Origin of the sequence: Streptomyces sp. NPDC090106 (assembly GCF_044747265.1) — a bacterium.
Lineage (GTDB): Bacteria > Actinomycetota > Actinomycetes > Streptomycetales > Streptomycetaceae > Streptomyces.
On sequence record NZ_JBIVDS010000001.1, the window covers coordinates 865,796 to 882,140 of the forward strand.

17 protein-coding genes are annotated in these 16,345 nt (G+C 73.0%); 3 read left to right on the forward strand and 14 right to left on the reverse strand.

What is annotated here, in order from left to right; all coding sequences use genetic code 11:
• Positions 1-204 precede the first annotated feature (204 nt).
• The gene (locus tag ACIPSE_RS03770) at positions 205-921 is read right to left on the reverse strand and encodes a polysaccharide deacetylase family protein (RefSeq protein WP_401657048.1); all 717 of its coding nucleotides are present in this window, start codon (positions 919-921) and stop codon (positions 205-207) included.
• Positions 918-1,793 (reverse strand): polysaccharide deacetylase family protein, encoded by an 876-nt coding sequence (locus ACIPSE_RS03775; RefSeq protein WP_401657050.1) that lies wholly within the window; start codon positions 1,791-1,793, stop codon positions 918-920. The genes ACIPSE_RS03770 and ACIPSE_RS03775 overlap by 4 nt, the downstream gene beginning before the upstream one ends.
• Positions 1,794-1,918: 125 nt before the next feature.
• On the opposite strand from ACIPSE_RS03775, the gene ACIPSE_RS03780 reads away from it, so the two are divergent.
• Positions 1,919-3,088 carry a methyltransferase domain-containing protein gene (locus tag ACIPSE_RS03780; protein WP_401657052.1) on the forward strand — a complete coding sequence of 390 codons (1,170 nt, stop codon included), beginning with the start codon at positions 1,919-1,921 and terminating at the stop codon, positions 3,086-3,088.
• Here ACIPSE_RS03780 and ACIPSE_RS03785 read toward each other — a convergent pair.
• From ACIPSE_RS03785 to ACIPSE_RS03805, 5 genes are all read right to left on the reverse strand, one after another.
• Positions 3,076-4,335, reverse strand: a complete 1,260-nt coding sequence (locus ACIPSE_RS03785; protein ID WP_401657054.1) for an RNA polymerase sigma factor — start codon at positions 4,333-4,335, stop codon at positions 3,076-3,078. The genes ACIPSE_RS03780 and ACIPSE_RS03785 overlap by 13 nt on opposite strands.
• A gap of 77 nt (positions 4,336-4,412) precedes the next feature.
• The gene (locus tag ACIPSE_RS03790) at positions 4,413-4,769 is read right to left on the reverse strand and encodes a YciI family protein (RefSeq protein ID WP_401657056.1); all 357 of its coding nucleotides are present in this window, start codon (positions 4,767-4,769) and stop codon (positions 4,413-4,415) included.
• 147 nt (positions 4,770-4,916) lie between these two features.
• Positions 4,917-5,954 (reverse strand): LCP family protein, encoded by a 1,038-nt coding sequence (locus ACIPSE_RS03795; RefSeq protein WP_401657668.1) that lies wholly within the window; start codon positions 5,952-5,954, stop codon positions 4,917-4,919.
• Positions 5,955-6,036: 82 nt separating this feature from the next.
• Positions 6,037-7,446 (reverse strand): endo-1,4-beta-xylanase, encoded by a 1,410-nt coding sequence (locus tag ACIPSE_RS03800; protein ID WP_401657058.1) that lies wholly within the window; start codon positions 7,444-7,446, stop codon positions 6,037-6,039.
• An 82-nt stretch (positions 7,447-7,528) separates the two neighbouring features.
• Positions 7,529-8,599 (reverse strand): LacI family DNA-binding transcriptional regulator, encoded by a 1,071-nt coding sequence (locus ACIPSE_RS03805; RefSeq protein ID WP_401657060.1) that lies wholly within the window; start codon positions 8,597-8,599, stop codon positions 7,529-7,531.
• 155 nt (positions 8,600-8,754) lie between these two features.
• Here ACIPSE_RS03805 and ACIPSE_RS03810 point away from each other — a divergent pair, with 155 nt between their 5' ends.
• A complete protein-coding gene (locus ACIPSE_RS03810) occupies positions 8,755-11,049 on the forward strand; it encodes a glycoside hydrolase family 3 N-terminal domain-containing protein (RefSeq protein WP_401657062.1) in 2,295 nt (764 codons plus the stop codon).
• 19 nt (positions 11,050-11,068) lie between these two features.
• Here ACIPSE_RS03810 and ACIPSE_RS03815 read toward each other — a convergent pair whose 3' ends face one another.
• From ACIPSE_RS03815 to tsaB, 4 genes are read right to left on the reverse strand one after another with little or no spacing between them, the layout of a single operon-like run.
• Positions 11,069-11,323, reverse strand: a complete 255-nt coding sequence (locus ACIPSE_RS03815; protein ID WP_401657064.1) for a hypothetical protein — start codon at positions 11,321-11,323, stop codon at positions 11,069-11,071.
• The gene (gene tsaD, locus ACIPSE_RS03820) at positions 11,320-12,423 is read right to left on the reverse strand and encodes a tRNA (adenosine(37)-N6)-threonylcarbamoyltransferase complex transferase subunit TsaD (protein ID WP_401657066.1); all 1,104 of its coding nucleotides are present in this window, start codon (positions 12,421-12,423) and stop codon (positions 11,320-11,322) included. Before tsaD ends, ACIPSE_RS03815 begins: the two co-directional genes overlap by 4 nt.
• Positions 12,416-12,889 (reverse strand): ribosomal protein S18-alanine N-acetyltransferase, encoded by a 474-nt coding sequence (rimI, locus tag ACIPSE_RS03825; RefSeq protein ID WP_401657670.1) that lies wholly within the window; start codon positions 12,887-12,889, stop codon positions 12,416-12,418. The genes tsaD and rimI overlap by 8 nt, the downstream gene beginning before the upstream one ends.
• A 17-nt stretch (positions 12,890-12,906) precedes the next feature.
• The gene (tsaB, locus tag ACIPSE_RS03830) at positions 12,907-13,560 is read right to left on the reverse strand and encodes a tRNA (adenosine(37)-N6)-threonylcarbamoyltransferase complex dimerization subunit type 1 TsaB (RefSeq protein WP_401657068.1); all 654 of its coding nucleotides are present in this window, start codon (positions 13,558-13,560) and stop codon (positions 12,907-12,909) included.
• A 125-nt stretch (positions 13,561-13,685) separates the two neighbouring features.
• On the opposite strand from tsaB, the gene ACIPSE_RS03835 reads away from it, so the two are divergent.
• Positions 13,686-14,240 (forward strand): hypothetical protein, encoded by a 555-nt coding sequence (locus tag ACIPSE_RS03835; RefSeq protein ID WP_401657070.1) that lies wholly within the window; start codon positions 13,686-13,688, stop codon positions 14,238-14,240.
• Positions 14,241-14,269: 29 nt separating this feature from the next.
• Here ACIPSE_RS03835 and ACIPSE_RS03840 read toward each other — a convergent pair whose 3' ends face one another.
• The 3 genes from ACIPSE_RS03840 to ACIPSE_RS03850 form a co-directional block, all read right to left on the reverse strand.
• Positions 14,270-14,431, reverse strand: coding sequence for a hypothetical protein (locus tag ACIPSE_RS03840; RefSeq protein WP_401657072.1), 162 nt, complete (start codon positions 14,429-14,431; stop codon positions 14,270-14,272).
• 156 nt (positions 14,432-14,587) lie between these two features.
• Positions 14,588-15,094: a tRNA (adenosine(37)-N6)-threonylcarbamoyltransferase complex ATPase subunit type 1 TsaE gene (tsaE, locus tag ACIPSE_RS03845; RefSeq protein WP_401657074.1), complete on the reverse strand. Its 507-nt coding sequence runs from the start codon at positions 15,092-15,094 to the stop codon at positions 14,588-14,590.
• Positions 15,066-16,295, reverse strand: a complete 1,230-nt coding sequence (locus tag ACIPSE_RS03850; protein WP_401657076.1) for an alpha/beta fold hydrolase — start codon at positions 16,293-16,295, stop codon at positions 15,066-15,068. Before ACIPSE_RS03850 ends, tsaE begins: the two co-directional genes overlap by 29 nt.
• Positions 16,296-16,345: the final 50 nt, after the last annotated feature.

Genomic DNA, 16,345 nt, shown 5'->3' on the forward strand with positions numbered 1-16,345 from the left:
CCTTCGGAGATCTCACGGGGTTAACTGTCTGAGGTGGCGACCAGGTGGATCCGTCGTCGCGGGTGCCGGACCTGCCCGTCGCTGGTTGGCACTCTCCAGTGGGGAGTGCCAGACCCGAGACTATGACCGCGATTAGCACTCGGTCAAGCGGACTGCTAATTCGCCGCGCTGCGGAACCGTTCTCCCCCTCCCCGCTCCAGCCGCTCAGAGGTAGTCCTCCAGCCTCCCCACCCTGAGTCCGGCCCGCTCGATCTCCGTCAGCAGCAGCCGCGTCCGTTCCACCAGGGTGCGGCCCGACGTCTCGACGGACCCGACCGAGACGATGTCGCCGGGCCCGAGCCGCCGCTCCCCGTCCCGGTAGCTCAGTTCCCGCTCGCCCATCGCCGCGCGCCACAGGACGACGGCCGTGATGCCGCAGTCGCCGGCCGCGCGCAGCGTCGTCGGGTCGTAGGAGCCGTAGGGCGGCCGGAAGAGGCGGGGGCGGATGCCGAAGCGGGCGCGGAGCTTGTCCTGCTGGCCGCAGATCTCGGCACGCTGCCCGGCGTACGGCAGTCCGCGCAGGGCGGCGTGGTCGAGGGTGTGGTTCTGGACGGACGCGCCGACCGACCTGAGGCGCGCGAAGTGGCCGTACCCGGGGCCGACGACGCTGTCCGTGAGGAACATGCTGACGGGCAGCCGCTGCCGCCGGACCAGCTCGACGAACCGGGGGTCCTGTTCGGCGCCGTCGTCGTAGGTGAGGAAGACGACCCGGTCGGTGGTGGCGACCCGGGTCACCACGGGCACGGGTGCCGCCCGCTCGCCCTTCGCGCCGTACGACACGGCCCGCTTGCCCAGGCGTTCGATGGGGTCGACGGACTGGGCGCAGCCGGTGAGGAGCGCGGCGGCCAGGACACCGGCCGCCGCGGCTCGCGCCGCTCTCACAGGTAGTCCTCCAGCCGGGCCACCGCGTATCCCTCGGCCGTGACCTTGTCGAGGAAGCGCCGCACCATGTCGGGCATGGTGCCCTTCCAGTCCTCGCGGCCCCGGAAGTGGCTCAGCACGATGTCGCCCGGGTGGATCCGCCGGTCCCACTCCCGGTAGTCCCAGCGGTCGACGAAGACCTCCTCGTTCCAGATCGGCGCGTAGCGCACACCGCAGGACTTGGCGGCCGTCAGGGTGTCCTTGTTGTAGTTGCCGAAGGGCGGCCGGAACAGCAGGGGCCGGGTGCCGTAGCGCTTCTCGACGACGTCCTGCATGCCGCAGATCTCCTCCTTCTGCCGGGCGTAGGACAGGCCGGGCAGATAGGGGTGGTGCAGGGTGTGGTTGTTGAGGACGACACCGCGGTCCTGCATCCGCTTGAAGTACCCGTAGTCCTCCTTGACCAGGTAGTCGCTGAGGAACGCGGTGTACGGGATCTTCAGCTCGCCCATCATCCGCAGGAACTGCGGGTCCTTCTCGGCGCCGTCGTCGATCGTCAGGAAGACGATCTTCCGGTCGGTGGGGATCGTGGTGAAGACGGGCGGCAGCCCCAGTTCCTCGTGGCCGTCGACCTCGAAGCCCTTGCGGGTGGTGATGTGCGGCTTCTTCGCGGGCGCGGGCGGCGCGGTCAGCGGCACCCGCTTCAGCCCCCAGCGCTCGGCCACGGCGGTGGCGGCGCGCAGCTTGGTGGCGTACGCGTCGAGGGCGCGGGCCGGGGGCGCCTTCAGGGGCTGCTGGCCGGGGGCGGGGCGCACCTCGGTGGCGTGGTCCCGCGCGCAGCCGGTGACGACCGCGGCGAGCGCGAGGACGGCGAGGCCGCCTCGCAGGCCCCACATGAACCGGCTTTTGTCATTTTGTCCTACTGATCCCATGGGGCCGGATCATGGCAGCCGCCGATCCCGCCCCCGGGCCGACACCCCGCCGGACGCGGACCGTCCACCGACTGGCTCACAATGAGGCGGTGAACGACCTCGCCCCGCTCCTCACCCCCGTCGGCCGCGCCCTCCTCGACGAGGTGCGCGGCACCGCCCCCGCCGACGAACTCGCCGTCGCCACCCGGCTGCGCCGCGACCACCCCGCCGAACTGGTGTCGGCCGCACTCGGCCAGGCGCGGCTGCGGCAGCGCGCGGAGGCCAAGTTCGGCGCCGAGGACGCCGGGCGGATGTACTTCACCCCCAACGGGGTCGAGCAGTCGACGCGGGCGAGCGTGGCGGCGTACCGGGCGGACCGGATCCGGGCCCTCGGCGTCGCCTCGGTCGCCGACCTGTGCTGCGGCATCGGGGGCGACGCCATCGCGCTGGCCCGGGCCGGGATCAGGGTCCTCGCCGTGGACCACGACCCGCTCACGGCCGCCGCGGCACGGGCGAACGCCGAGGCGCTCGGGCTGGACGGGCTGATCGAGGTGCGCGAGGCGGACGTCATGGACGTCGACACGGCCGGGTACGACGCCGTGTTCGTGGACCCGGGACGCCGCTCCGCGGGGCGCGGCCGGATCTTCGACCCCGAGGCCTACTCCCCTCCCCTGTCCTGGGCCGTGCGGGCCGCCCTGAAGGCACCGCACGCCGCCCTGAAGATCGCCCCCGGTGTGCCCCACGAGACGATCCCCGAGCAGGCCGAGGCCGAGTGGATCTCCGACGGCGGCGACGTCAAGGAGGCGGTCCTCTGGTTCGGCACCGCCCCGGGAGCCGTCCGCGCGACCCTCCTGCCCGGCCCCCGCACCCTGATCGGCGCCGGCCTGCCCGATCCCGCGGTCCGCCCGGTCGGCCGCTATCTGTACGAGCCCGACGGCGCCGTCATCCGCGCCCATCTCGTCGCCGACGTCGCCGCACGGCTCGACGGCGGCCTGATCGACCCGACGATCGCGTACATCACGGCCGACACCCACGCCCCGACCCCGTACGCCACCGCCTACGAGATCACCGACCGTCTCCCCTTCAACCTCAAGAAGCTGAAGGCGCTGCTGCGGGAGCGGGAGGTCGGGACCCTGACCGTGAAGAAGCGGGGCTCGGCGGTGGAACCGGAGGAACTGCGCCGCAGGGCCCTGCCGAAGCCACAGGGCCCCCACGCCCTGACGGTCTTCCTCACCCGCGCCGCGGGCGCGCCGGTCATGCTGCTCGGTCAGCCCGTCTGAGTCTCGCGGGCCCGGCGCAGGAGCAGGGCGCGTTCGCGCGCGTTGCCGGTGAGCGTGGCGGCCCGGGCGAACTCGGCCGCCGCCTCCGCCGTCCGCCCCAGCCGGGACAGCAGGTCGGCGCGGACGCTGGGGAGCAGGTGGTAGTCGTCCAGGTCGCCGGTGGCGGCCAGGGTGTCGACCAGGGCCAGGGCCGCCTCCGGGCCCTCGGTCATCGACAGCGCGACCGCGCGGTTGAGCTGGACGACCGGGGACGGGGTGCGGGCCGCGAGGAGGGTGTAGAGGGTGGCGATCGCGCGCCAGTCGGTGTCGGCGTAGGTGTGGGCGTGCGCGTGGCAGGCGGCGATGGCGGCCTGGAGGGCGTAGGGGCCGGGGGCTCCGGTGGCGGTGGCGTCCGCGCGGTCCAGGGCGCGGACGCCGCGGGCGATCAGCAGCCGGTCCCAGCGGCGCCGGTCCTGGTCGCGCAGGAGGACGGGCTCGCCGTCCGGGCCGGTACGGGCGGCCGTGCGCGACGCCTGGAACTCGAGGAGTGCGGCGAGCGCGTGCACCTCGGGCTCCTTGGGCATCAGCCCCGCCAGCACACGGGCCAGCCGCAGGGCGTCCTCGCACAGCGCGGGGCGCAGCCAGTCCTCGCCGCCGGTCGCGGCGTATCCCTCGTTGAAGATCAGGTAGATGACGTCCAGGACCGAGCCGAGCCGGGCCTCGCGGTCGGGTCCGTAGGGCACCTCGAAGGCGATGTCCCGCGTGGCGAGGGTGCGCTTGGCGCGGACGATCCGCTGGGCGACCGTCGCCTCGGGCACGAGGAAGGCCCGGGCGATCTCCGGGGTCGTCAGGCCGCCGAGGAGGCGGAGGGTGAGGGCGGTGCGGGCCTCCGGGGACAGGACCGGGTGGCAGGTGGTGAACACGAGCCTGAGCAGGTCGTCGTCGATGTCGTCGGGGTCGTCCGGCGGGGCCGCGGTGGTGTCCAGGTCGCGGCCGATCTCCGCCAGCTTGCGGGCGTGGTTCTCCCGGCGCCTGACCAGGTCGACGGCCCGGTGCCGGGCGGTGGCCATGAGCCAGGCGCCCGGGTTGTCCGGCACCCCGTCCCGCGGCCACCGCTCCAGCGCGGCGACCAGGGCGTCCTGGGCGAGTTCCTCCGCGACGCCGAGGTCACGGACGACGCGGGCGACGCCGGCGACGACACGCGGGAACTCGATGCGGAAGACGGTCTCGATGGCGTGCCGCGGGTCGACGGGGGACTGTTCGCTCACAGTCCCCCATGCAACACCCGCGGGCGCCCGTGGCCAAGGCGGAACAAGGGCGTGACCGAGGCGGACCCGGGACGGGCTCAGCCCTCGGCGATCTCCCGCACCTCGCAGGTCACCGTCCAGTGCTCCTCGTGCACCTTCAGGAACCGCGTGGTCCACTCCAGGGCCTCGGCCCGGTCCTTGCACTGCATGAGCGCGTACCCGCCCACGACCTCCTTGGCCTCCGTGAACGGCCCGTCGGTGACCGAGATCTTCCCGTCCTCCCAGCGCACCCGGGTGCCCTGGGAGGACGGGGTCAGCCCGGCCGTGTCGAGCATGACGCCGGCCTTGGTGATCTCCTCGATCAGTTCGCCCATGCGTTCCATCAGCTCGGGGCTGGGGCCCTCCGCGGGGGCGGTGGACTCGTCGATCCGCACGAGGGAGAGATAACGCGGCATGGTGACTCCTCGGGTTGCGGGGCCGGTCCCGGTTCCGCTTCCGGTTCCGGTGCTGTCCGGCCTCTCACCTCTGCGTCGATCGGGGCGGACGGGAATCGACACCCGCCCCGAAGTTTTTTCGCGGACTTCTCCGCGGGCGTCCTCGCGTCAGCGCAGCGACTTCCACAGCTCGCTCGCCTCCGGCTCGTCCGCCACCACCCGGTTGGGGTCGCTGGGGGCGGTGACGACCGGCATGGTGACCGTCGTGACGTGGTCCGTGGAGAGGCCCTCCAGGCTCCTGCCGAGGCTCGTCAGCTCGCCGAGGGAGTCGAGGCCGGTGTCGGTGGTGAGACTGCCGGTGACCGCGTCGGCGACCTCGTACAGCTTGGCCGGGTCGCGGAGCAGGTCGGTGGACGAGATCTGGGCGAGCAGGGCCTTCACGAGCTGCTGCTGGAGGCCGATGCGGCCGAGGTCGCTGCCGTCGCCTATGCCGTGCCGGGTGCGGGCCAGCGCGAGGGCCTTCTCGCCGTCCAGGTGATGGGTGCCGGCCGCCAGCTTCAGATGGCTGTCGTCGTCGTCGATGTCCTCGTCCGTGGTGATGGTGACCCCGCCGAGGGCGTCCACGAGCTTCGCGAACCCGGCGAAGTCGATCTCGATGTAGTGGTCCATGCGGACGTTCGTGATCGACTCGACGGTCTTGACCGCGCACACCGGCCCGCCCACCGAGTAGGCGCTGTTGAACATGGCGTTGTACGCCACCGCCGTCGAACCGCCCGAGGAGGTCGGGCAGGACGGGCGGGTGACGAGGGTGTCGCGCGGGATGCTGACGACGGTGGCGCTGCCGCGGCCCGCGTCGAGGTGGACGACCATCGCGGTGTCGGAGCGGGCGCCGGTGCTGCTGCCGCCGCCGAGCGCCTGGTTCTCCTCACCGCTGCGCGAGTCGGAGCCGAGGACGAGGATGTTGAGGGCCTCGGTGGGCACGGCGCTCTCGGACGCCGAGGGCGAGGGGGACGGCGTGGCCTTGGCGGGGCGGTCGTCGCCGAGGGCCTGGTTGATGTCGACGCTTCTGATGTTGTCGTTCAGATGCCAGTACACCCAGCCGCCCGCCGCCGCGCCCAGCACCAGCACGCCCGCGAGAGTGAGGCCGGCGGCCCTCAGCACGCGCCGCCGCCGGCCCACTTTTCTTCCTTCGTCGTCCCCATTCACGGAATTCACGGACAGGAACGTAAGTCCGAATTATTACGAGGAGCCTGTCCGGGGCCACATTCTTCAGAAAATCTCAGCTTTCTCAGCTCAGCGTCACCGTCGGCGCCGTATTGCTGCCGCTCCAGGACGCGTTGAACCCGAAGCTCACCGATCCCCCGTCCGGCACCGTCCCGTTGTAGGAGGCGTTGGCGCAGCTCACCGCCGCCCCCGACTGGGTGCAGGTCGCGTTCCAGGCATTGGTGATCACCTGTCCCGAGCCGAACGTCCAGTTCGCGTGCCAGGACGACAGCGCGGCCCCCGAGCAGGCGATCGTCACCTGTCCGGTGAACCCGCTGTTCCACTGGTTGGTGATCGCGTACGTCGCCGCGCACCCCTCGGTCGACTGCGTCCCGCCGAGCGCCTCCGCGATGCCGTAGTACGCCGGTTTCGGCGCGTAGTTGGCGTCGTACGGCGTCGCCGCCCCGTAGCCGGGGAAGGTGCTGTCGACCCAGGAGTCGGAGTCGGTGAAGCCCCAGACGGTGACGCCCGCGCACCGCGTGACGGCGACGCACGCGGCGGTCACCGCCTTGAAGTCGGCCTTCTGCTGGGCGAGTTTCGTGCTGTCCGACGGCAGCGCCATCCGTACGTCGAGCTCGGTGATCGCCACGTCGACGCCGAGGTCCGCGAAGCGCTGGATGTTCTGCTGGAGCGTCGAGGGCACCTGGCCGAGGATGAGGTGGGCCTGGAGGCCGACCCCGTCGATCGGGACGCCGCTGTCCTTGAGGGACTTGACCAGGTTGTACAGGGCGGTGCTCTTGGCGTTGACGCCCTCGACGTTGTAGTCGTTGATGTACAGCTCGGCGGCCGGGTCGGCGGCACGGGCGGCGGTCAGGGCCTGCGCGATGTAGCCGGAGCCGAGGCCGTTGTACCAGAGGGTCGAGCGGTAGGTGCCGTCCTCGTTGAAGGGTTCGTTGACCACGTCCCAGGCGGCGATCCGGCCCTTGTAGCGCCCGGCCTCGGTGGCGATGTGGTCGTTGAGGAGGGTGCTCAGCTGGGCCGGGGTCCAGGTGCCGTTGGTCAGCCAGCTCGGGTTCTGGCTGTGCCAGACCAGGGTGTGACCGCGCACCTGCTGGCCGTGCGCCTCGGCGAAGGCGACGATCTGGTCGGCCTCGGTCCAGTTGAAGGTGCCCTGGGTCGGCTCGACCGAGCCCCACTTCATGGCGTTGCCCGGGGTCAGCGCGCTGAACTGCGCCCCGGCCAGGTCGCCGTAGGTCCCGGTCAGCTTGGAACCGGTGACGGCCGTGCCGATGACCTTGCCCTTGGCGGCGGCGAGGTCGCGCAGCGGGGTGTCGGCGGCCTGGGCGGTGCTCGCGCCCGCGGTCACCAGGGCGCCGACGGTGGCCACCGCGGCGAGCACGGCGGAGAGCCGCACCCGAAAGGGGGTTCGCGGGGCGGTGCGCGGCACGGCTCCCGGGCCGGTTCGCGGGGTGGTGAAGGTTCTGGAGGTTCTCATTGCGGGTGCCTCCGAAAGTTTCGGTTGTGCAACCGATTGACTTCGGGGCAGTGTGGAGTTCCGCGGAACACCCGTCAATACGTCAACTTCCGGCCACCGGCGGCGCGGCCGTACTGCTGCGCACCACCAGACTCGTCGCCAGCTCCACCCGCGTCGCCGCGGGAGTCCCCTCCTCCCGGGCCAGGTCGAGGACCAGCTTGGCGGCGGCCTCGGCCATCTCGGTCAGCGGCTGCCGCACGGTGGTCAGCGGCGGTCCGACCCAGGGCGCGACCGGCAGATCGTCGAAGCCGACGACGCTCAGGTCCTCCGGGATGCGCAGCCCCAGCTCGCGCGCGGCCTCGTAGAGCCCGAGCGCCTGGAGGTCGTTCCCGGCGAACACGGCGGTGGGACGGTCCTCGCGGCGCAGCAGTTCGAGGCCCTGCCGGTAGCCGGCCTCGTGATGGAAGTCGCCGTTCCTGATCAGCGCCGGGTCGACGGGGAGCCCGGCGGTCTCCAGGGCGGCCCGGTAGCCGTCGACGCGGGCGCGGCTGCACATCATGCGCGAGGGCCCGCTGATCGCGCCGATCCGGGTGTGGCCGAGCTCGACCAGATGCCGGGTGGCCGCGAGGCCCCCCTGCCAGTTGGTGGCCCCGATGGACGGCACGTCGGCCCCGGGATCGCCGGCCGGGTCCATCACGACGAACGGGATCGACCGGCTGGTGAGCAGCGCGCGCTGCGACTCGTCCAGGCCGGAGAGCACCAGGATCACCCCGTGCGGGCGCCGGGCGGCGACCTGGTCGGCCCAGGTGCGCCCCGGGGTCAGCCGTCCGGCGCTCTCGCTCAGCACGACGCTGAGCCCGGCGTCCCGCGCCACGTTCTCCACGCCCCGGATGACCTCCATCGCCCAGGCGCTCTCCAGCTCGTGGAAGACCAGGTCGATGAGCGGGGAACGGCTCGCCTCGGCCCGCCGCCTGCGGTAGCCGTGGGCGCGCAGGAGGTCCTCGACGCGGGTGCGGGTCGCCGGGGCCACGTCGGCCCGTCCGTTGAGGACCTTCGAAACAGTCGGCGCCGAGACACCGGCCTCACGGGCGATCTCGGCAAGCGTCGCGGTCTGCGTCGACCGGCGGTTCGTGGCGGCTGCCGCCCGGGTTTCCACGGGCTCTGGGGGCGTCATGGCCGCGATCGTATCCCTGCGCGACCTCTTGACGAACCCCTCCCACCCGCCTAGGTTCCCAAAACATTCGGATTGCATCTCGAAACATTCGCGAGAGACGTGGCCGAGAGACATGAGCGACATTCGCGAGAGGTCGTCGACCCGACAGGAGTTTCATGACCACCGCGCCCTGGCGTGACCCCGCCCTGCCCCCCGCCACCCGTGTCGACGACCTCCTCTCCCGGATGACCCTGGAGGAGAAGACCGCCCAGCTCTACGGCGTGTGGGTGGGCGCCGACACCGACGGGGACGGCGTCGCCCCGCTCCAGCACGAGATGACCTCGGACTACGCGTGGGACGAGCTGATCACCCACGGCCTCGGCCAGCTCACCCGGCCCTTCGGCACCGCCCCCGTGGACCCGGAGCTGGGCGCGCGGGCCCTCGCCCGCGCGCAGCGCCGCATCGCCGCGGCGGGCCGCTTCGGCATCCCCGCGCTCGCCCACGAGGAGTGCCTGGCCGGTTTCACCGCCTGGAAGGCGACCGCGTACCCGGTCCCGCTCGCCTGGGGCGCGAGCTTCGACCCGGACCTCGTGGCGGAGATGGCCCGGCACATCGGCCGCGACCTGCGCGCGGTCGGCGTCCACCAGGGTCTGGCCCCCGTCCTGGACGTCGTCCGCGACCCGCGCTGGGGACGGGTCGAGGAGACGATCGGCGAGGACCCGTATCTCGTCGGCACCGTCGGCGCCGCCTACGTGCGGGGCCTGGAGTCGGCCGGGATCGTCGCGACCCTCAAGCACTTCGCCGGGTACGCGGCCTCGGCGGGCGCCCGCAACCAGGCACCCGTGCGGGCGGGCGTGCGCGAACTCGCCGACGTCACGCTGCCCCCGTTCGAGCTGGCGCTGCGCGAGGGCGGGGCGCGCTCGGTGATGGCCGCGTACAACGACACGGACGGCGTCCCGGCCTCGGCCGACCCGGGTCTGCTCACCGAACGGCTGCGCGAGGAGTGGGGGTTCACCGGCACGGTCGTCTCCGACTACTTCGGCATCGGCTTCCTCCAGAGCCTGCACCGGGTCGCGGGCAGCCCCGCGGAAGCGGCGCGCAAGGCGCTGGAGGCGGGCGTCGACGTCGAGCTGCCGACCCTGAAGTGCTACGGCAGACCGCTTCTGGAGGCGGTGCGGGCGGGCGAGGTCCCCGAGGAGCTGATCGACCGGGCGGCCCGCCGGGTCCTGGTCCAGAAGTGCGAACTGGGCCTGCTGGACGAGGACTGGGACCCCGACCCGGCGGGGCCGGTCGACCTCGACTCGACGGCGAACCGGGCCCTGGCCCGCCGTCTCGCCGAGGAGTCGGTGGTCCTGCTGGACAACCCGGACGGCGTGCTGCCGCTCTCCCCCGACACCCGGGTCGCGGTGGTGGGGCCGAGGGCGGCGGACGCGCTGGCGATGCTCGGCTGCTACTCCTTCCCCTCCCACGTCCTGGCCCATCACCCGGACGTCCCGATGGGCGTCGAGATCCCGACCGTGCTGGAGGCGCTGCGCTCCGAACTGCCCGACGCGAAGGTGACGTTCGCGCAGGGCTGCGGCGTGGACACCCCGGACACCGGCGGCTTCGAGGAGGCGGTCGCCCGGGTCGCGGAGGCCGACGTCTGCGTGGCCGTGCTCGGCGACCGGGCGGGCCTGTTCGGCCGGGGCACCTCGGGCGAGGGCTGCGACGCGACGGACCTGCGGCTGCCGGGCGTACAGGCGGAGCTGCTGGACACGCTGGTGGCGACGGGCGTCCCGGTCGTCCTCGTGCTCCTCACCGGCCGCCCGTACGCGCTGGGCCGCTGGCAGGGCCGGCTGGCCGCCGCCGTGCAGGCCTTCTTCCCGGGCGAGGAGGGCGGCCCGGCGGTGGCGGGAGTGCTGTCGGGCCGCGTCAACCCGTCCGGCCGCCTCCCGGTCAGCGTCCCGCACGTCCCCGGCGGCCAGCCCTGGACCTACCTCCAGCCCCCGCTGGGCCTGGCGGGCGAGGTCAGCAACCTCGACCCGACCCCGCTGTACCCCTTCGGCCACGGCCGCGGCTACACGTCCTTCGCCTGGGAGTCCGGCGCGGGCGACGCCGAGATCGGCACGGACGGCTCGTACGACCTGCCGGTGACCGTCCGCAACACGGGCGAGCGCGCCGGCGCAGAGGTCGTCCAGCTCTATCTGCACGACCCGGTGGCCTCGGTGACCCGCCCGGACGTCCGGCTGATCGGCTACCGGCGGGTGGAGCTGGCCCCGGGCGCGGCGCGCACGGTCACCTTCCGCTTCCACCCCGACCTGTCCGCCTTCACCGACCGCACCGGCACCCGGATCGTCGAACCCGGCGCCCTGGAACTGCGGCTGGCGGCCTCCAGCGCGGAGGTGCGGCACACGGTGCGGCTGGACCTCACCGGCCCGGTCCGTGTCCTCGGCCCGGACCGCGTCCTGCGCTGCGAGACGGAGGTGTCCTGAGCTCAGGGCCTCAGGGCCCTCAGTCCGGCACCGCCTCGAAGCGCCAGCGGTGCACCGCCCGGGTCACCAGCCCGGCCGCGGGTTCCGGGAGTTCGGGCAGGACGTCGTCGTAGGCCGCGTCCCACCAGGTGATGACGAGGACGCGGTCCTGCGGCGCGCGGAAGGTCTCGCGGCGCAGCGGCTCGCCGGGCAGGTGCTGGGCGCGGGCCCAGGCCAGCAGGTCGGCGCCCCGGCCCTCGGCCGCCCGCGCCTCCCACATCAGCGCGACCGTCACGAGTACAGGTTCTCCTTGCTGACCTCGTGCACATGGTCGTGGCCGTGACCGTGAACATGGCCCGGCACGTGCGGCTCGGTCACCGGCAGCGAGGAGTCCGCCGACAGGTCCCAGCTCGACGCGGGCCGGTTGCGGGCCACCATCTCCGCGCCCAGGGCCGCCACCATCGCGCCGTTGTCCGTGCACAGCTTGGGCCGCGGCACCCGCAGCCGGATGCCGGCCGCCTCGCACCGCTCCTGGGCCAGCGCCCGCAGCCGCGAGTTGGCCGCGACACCGCCGCCGATCATCAGATGGTCGACGCCCTCGTCCTTGCAGGCGCGCACGGCCTTGCGGGTCAGCACGTCCACCACGGCCTCCTGGAAGGACGCCGACACGTCCCGCACCGGCACGTCCTCGCCCGCCGCCCGCTTGGCCTCGATCCAGCGGGCCACGGCCGTCTTCAGCCCCGAGAAGGAGAAGTCGTACGCCGCGTCGCGCGGCCCGGTGAGGCCGCGCGGGAAGGCGATGGCGGCCGGGTCGCCCTCCTTGGCGTACCGGTCGATGACCGGCCCGCCGGGGAAGCCGAGGTTCAGCACCCGGGCGATCTTGTCGAAGGCCTCGCCGGCCGCGTCGTCGATGGTCGCGCCGAGCGGCCGGACGTCCTGGGTGATGTCCGTCGACAGCAGCAGGGAGGAGTGCCCGCCGGACACCAGCAGGGCCATCGTCGGCTCGGGCAGCGCCCCGTGCTCCAGCTGGTCCACGCAGATGTGGGAGGCGAGGTGGTTGACGCCGTACAGCGGCTTGCCGAGCGCGTACGCGTACGCCTTGGCCGCCGAGACACCGACCAGCAGGGCGCCGGCGAGCCCGGGCCCCGCGGTGACGGCGATCCCGTCCAGGTCCTTCGCTGCGACCCCGGCGTCCTTCAGCGCGCGCCGGATGGTCGGCACCATCGCCTCCAGGTGCGCGCGGGAGGCGACCTCGGGCACCACACCGCCGAAGCGGGCGTGCTCGTCGACGCTGGAGGCGATGGCGTCGGCGAGCAGGGTGGTGCCCCGGACGATGCCGACGCCGGTCTCGTCGCAGGAGGTCTCGATACCGAGGACGAGCGGTTCGTCAGCCATTGATCTCAGTTCCTTGTACGGAGTTCTCGGGGGCGGTCAGTCGCATCACCAGGGCGTCGACGTTGCCCGGCTGGTAGTAGCCGCGCCGGAAGCCGATGGGCTCGAAGCCGAAGCGCTCGTACAGCTTCTGGGCGCGCACGTTGTCGACCCGGCACTCCAGCATCACCTCCGCGCACTCGAACGCGGTGGCCGCGCGCAGCAGCTCGGTCAGCAGCACGGCACCGAGCCCGGTGCCCCAGTGGTCCCGGGCCACGGCGATGGTCTGGACGTCGGCCAGGTCGCCGGAGGAGGCGAGCCCGGCGTATCCGACGAGCCGCTCCCCGTCCTCGGCGACGACATAGCGCCGCGTCGCGCCCGCGCCCCGCGCGTGGGCCAGCTCGGACCAGAACATGCCCCGGGACCAGGCGTCCTCGGGGAAGAGGTCCTTCTCCAGGTCCAGCACGGGATCGATGTCCCACCAGCGCATCTCACGCAGCGAGGCGGTCACTTGGGGGTGACCACCTTGTAGTTCTTCGGCACCTGGGCGTCGGGCCGGCGCAGGTACAGCGGCCGGGGCGCCGGCAGTTCCCCGCCCGCGGCCAGCCGCTCGGCGGCGAGGGACGCGAGCGCGGCGGCGGACACGTGCTCGGGCGCGTGCGCGGCGGGGAAGGTGTCGGGGTAGAGCAGCGCGCCCGCGCCCACGGCGGGCACTCCGGCGACCTGCTCGGCGATGTCGGCGGGCCGGTCGACGGCGGGCTCGGTGACCCGGGTGCGCCGGTCGTCGTAGCGGGCCCAGTAGACCTCCTTGCGCCGGGCGTCGGTGGCCACGACGAAGGGGCGGTCCAGGTCGGCGGCGTAGGCGAGCCCGTCGAGCGTGCACACGCCGTGCACGGGCACGTCGAGCGCGAGCCCGAAGGTGTCGGCGGTCATCAGCCCGACCCGCAGCCCGGTGTAGGGGCCGGGCCCGGTTCCCACGACGATCCCGGTGACGGCGTCGAGTCCCAGCCCGGCGTCGGCGAGCACGCGGTCGACGGCCGGCAGCAGCAGCTCCCCGTGCCGGCGTGCGTCCACCTGGCTCGACGAGGCGATGACGTCCGTCCCGTCGTGCAGGGCGACGGTGACGGCGGGGGTGGCGGTATCCAGAGCGAGCAAGAGCACGCAAACAGCCTACGGCTCCCGCGCCGCGCCCATCGCCGCCCGGATCGGACATGTCCGGACTGCTACCGTCGCCGGGGACCGCCCCGGCCACGGGGACCTGCCGTACGACGACGAGGTGGACGACCGTGCCGAGCACCAGCGCAGGGATCGTGACCGGGCTGACCGCGGCGGCCCTGCTGACGGTCGGCGTACTGGGCTACCAGGCGTCGGCGACGGTGCCCGCGGCGCTCACCAAGGAGCACCGCAGCAGCCTTCCGGCGGCTGCCGCGTCCAAGGTGCCGCGGGACAAGAAGCATCCTTCGGCGCTGCCCGCGGGGTCCGGCAAGGGCGAACGGGTCGTCTACTCGGTGGACGACGACCGGGTCTGGCTGGTCGGCGAGAACGGCAGGGTCACGCGGACGTTCAAGGTGGACCCGGGGACGGTGGACCCGGCGCCGGGCTCCTACTGGGTGACGTCCCGCTCGAACTCGGTCACCGGCACGGACGGCACGCCCATCGAGCACGTCGTCCGCTTCGCCAGCGTCGACACGGTGACCGTCGGGTTCAGCGCGGCCGTCGACGGGGCGGCCCCGGAACCCGCGCCCGGTGCGAAGACGGGCGGCATCCGGGAGTCCCGGGCGGACGGCGACGCGATGTGGGCCTTCGCGACGATCGGCCGGAAGGTCATCGTGATCCGCTGAGGACGCGGGTCGGCGAGGACCGTGATCCGCTAGGCGGCTTTCGGACGGCCTTCGTCCCCGGCGGTCTCCCGGTCGGGCACGCGTGGCGGTGTGGAGATCACGTTCGCGGCGGCACAGGCCGCCAGCAGCTCCCACATGGGGACCGCGGAGACCGCGCGCGGGGTCCCCTTGTCTCGTTCCGTGGCCGGCATGGTCGCCTCCTGAGCACCGGGGGCGGGGGTAGTTAGGTAGACCTAACTACGGACTGGATACCATGTGACCACGGGCACGACCGCTAAAGCAATGATATGCCGACGTCTTGTCGGAATATTCATCCAGGAATGCGCGGCCCCGACCAATACGGGACCTCAGGCGGAGAGCACGCCCAGATCGGCCGCGGCCCAGCGCCCGCCCCGTCCGGTCAGCGTCACCTGGCGCACCTCGTCCGTGGTGTCGCCGACCGCGCGGTGGATCTGCACCTGCAACCGGTCCTCGGTCAGCTCCTCGACCTTGCCCTCGCCCCACTCCACGACGATCACCGAGTCGCCCAGCGAGACGTCGAGGTCCAGGTCCTCCATCTCGTCGAGCCCGCCGCCGAGCCGGTAGGCGTCGACGTGCACGAGCGGCGGCCCGTTGCCGAGGGAGGGGTGCACCCGGGCGATCACGAAGGTCGGCGAGGTCACGGCACCCCTGACCCCGAGCCCTTCGCCGAGCCCCCGGGTCAGCGTGGTCTTGCCCGCGCCGAGCTCACCGCTGAGCATCACGAGATCACCGGCGCGCAGCAGCTTGGCCAGTTTCCGACCCAGTTCACGCATCTGCTCGGGGGAGGTGACGGTCAGCCCGGTCTCAGCCGGGTCGTGCGGCGCTGCTTCCATAACCGCCAACCGTAGCCCCTGCCGGGACGGCACCCGCGCGGGTGAGCAGGTCGGCCAGCCGGTCGGTGACCACTTCCGGGTGTTCCAGCATGACCAGGTGCCCGGCGTCCGGCACGAGCACCAGTTCGGCGTCGGGCAGCCGATCGGCGATGGCCTCGCTGTGCTCGCTGGGCGTGACGAGGTCCTTGACGCCCGCGAGCACCAGGACCGGCAGGTCCGAGAAGCGGGCGAGCGCCGCCGTCTTGTCGTGGTCGGTGAAGGCCGGGTAGAACTCGGCGACCACGTCGATCGGCGTGCCCTCGATCATCCGTTCGGCGAACCGTGCGACGGCCGGGTCGACGTCCCGGGTCGCGAACGAGTACCGCTTGATGATCCCGGCGAACAGGTCCGCGGTGGCCTGCCGCCCCTTCTCCACCAGTGCGGCCTGCTGCCCCAGCGCCTTGAGCAGCCCCGGCAGCACCCGCCGCACGGCGTTCACCCCGGCCACCGGCAACCCGAAGTTGACCTCGCCGAGCCCGCCGGACGAGGTGCCGACGAGGGCGACGGCGACCACCCGGTCCGCGATCAGCTCGGGGTACTGGTCGGCGAGCGCCATCACGGTCATCCCGCCCATGGAGTGCCCCACGAGCACGATCGGCCCCTCGGGCACGGCGGCGTCGACGACGGCCTTCAGGTCCCGCCCGAGCTGGTCGATGTCGACGGGCACGCCGTCCCGGGTCTGGCGCACGCCCCGCCCCGAGCGGCCGTGGCTGCGCTGGTCCCAGTGCACGGTCCGGACGACGCCGCGCAGCGCGGCCCGCTGGAAGTGCCAGGAGTCCTGGTTGAGGCAGTAGCCGTGGCTGAAGACGACGGTGACGGGCAGCGGCGCCTTGCGCCCGAACAGCCGGCGCCGGCGCGGGGCGGGCCCGCCCTCCGGTTCGACGTCGTCGACCTCGTAGTACAGCTCGGTGCCGTCGTCGGCGTACGCCTTGCCGGGGGTGCCGCGCAGCGAGCCGTAGGGGCCCGCCGAGTCGAGGGCGAGCCGGGCCTTCTTGCGCATCCCGCGGCCGACGGTCAGCCGCTCGATGGCGACACCGGCCGCGGCGCCCGCGGCGACCACCCCTATCGCGGCGCCCGCGATCCCGGTCGTCCGGCGCCAGTTCCCCGACCCCCCTGCGGCGGAGGCGACGGCCAGGGCGGCCTCCGCACTGCTCTCGCTCACGTACCGCTCCTCCTGACGGGTGTCCGAACCGCCGCTCGCCTGCTTCTGGT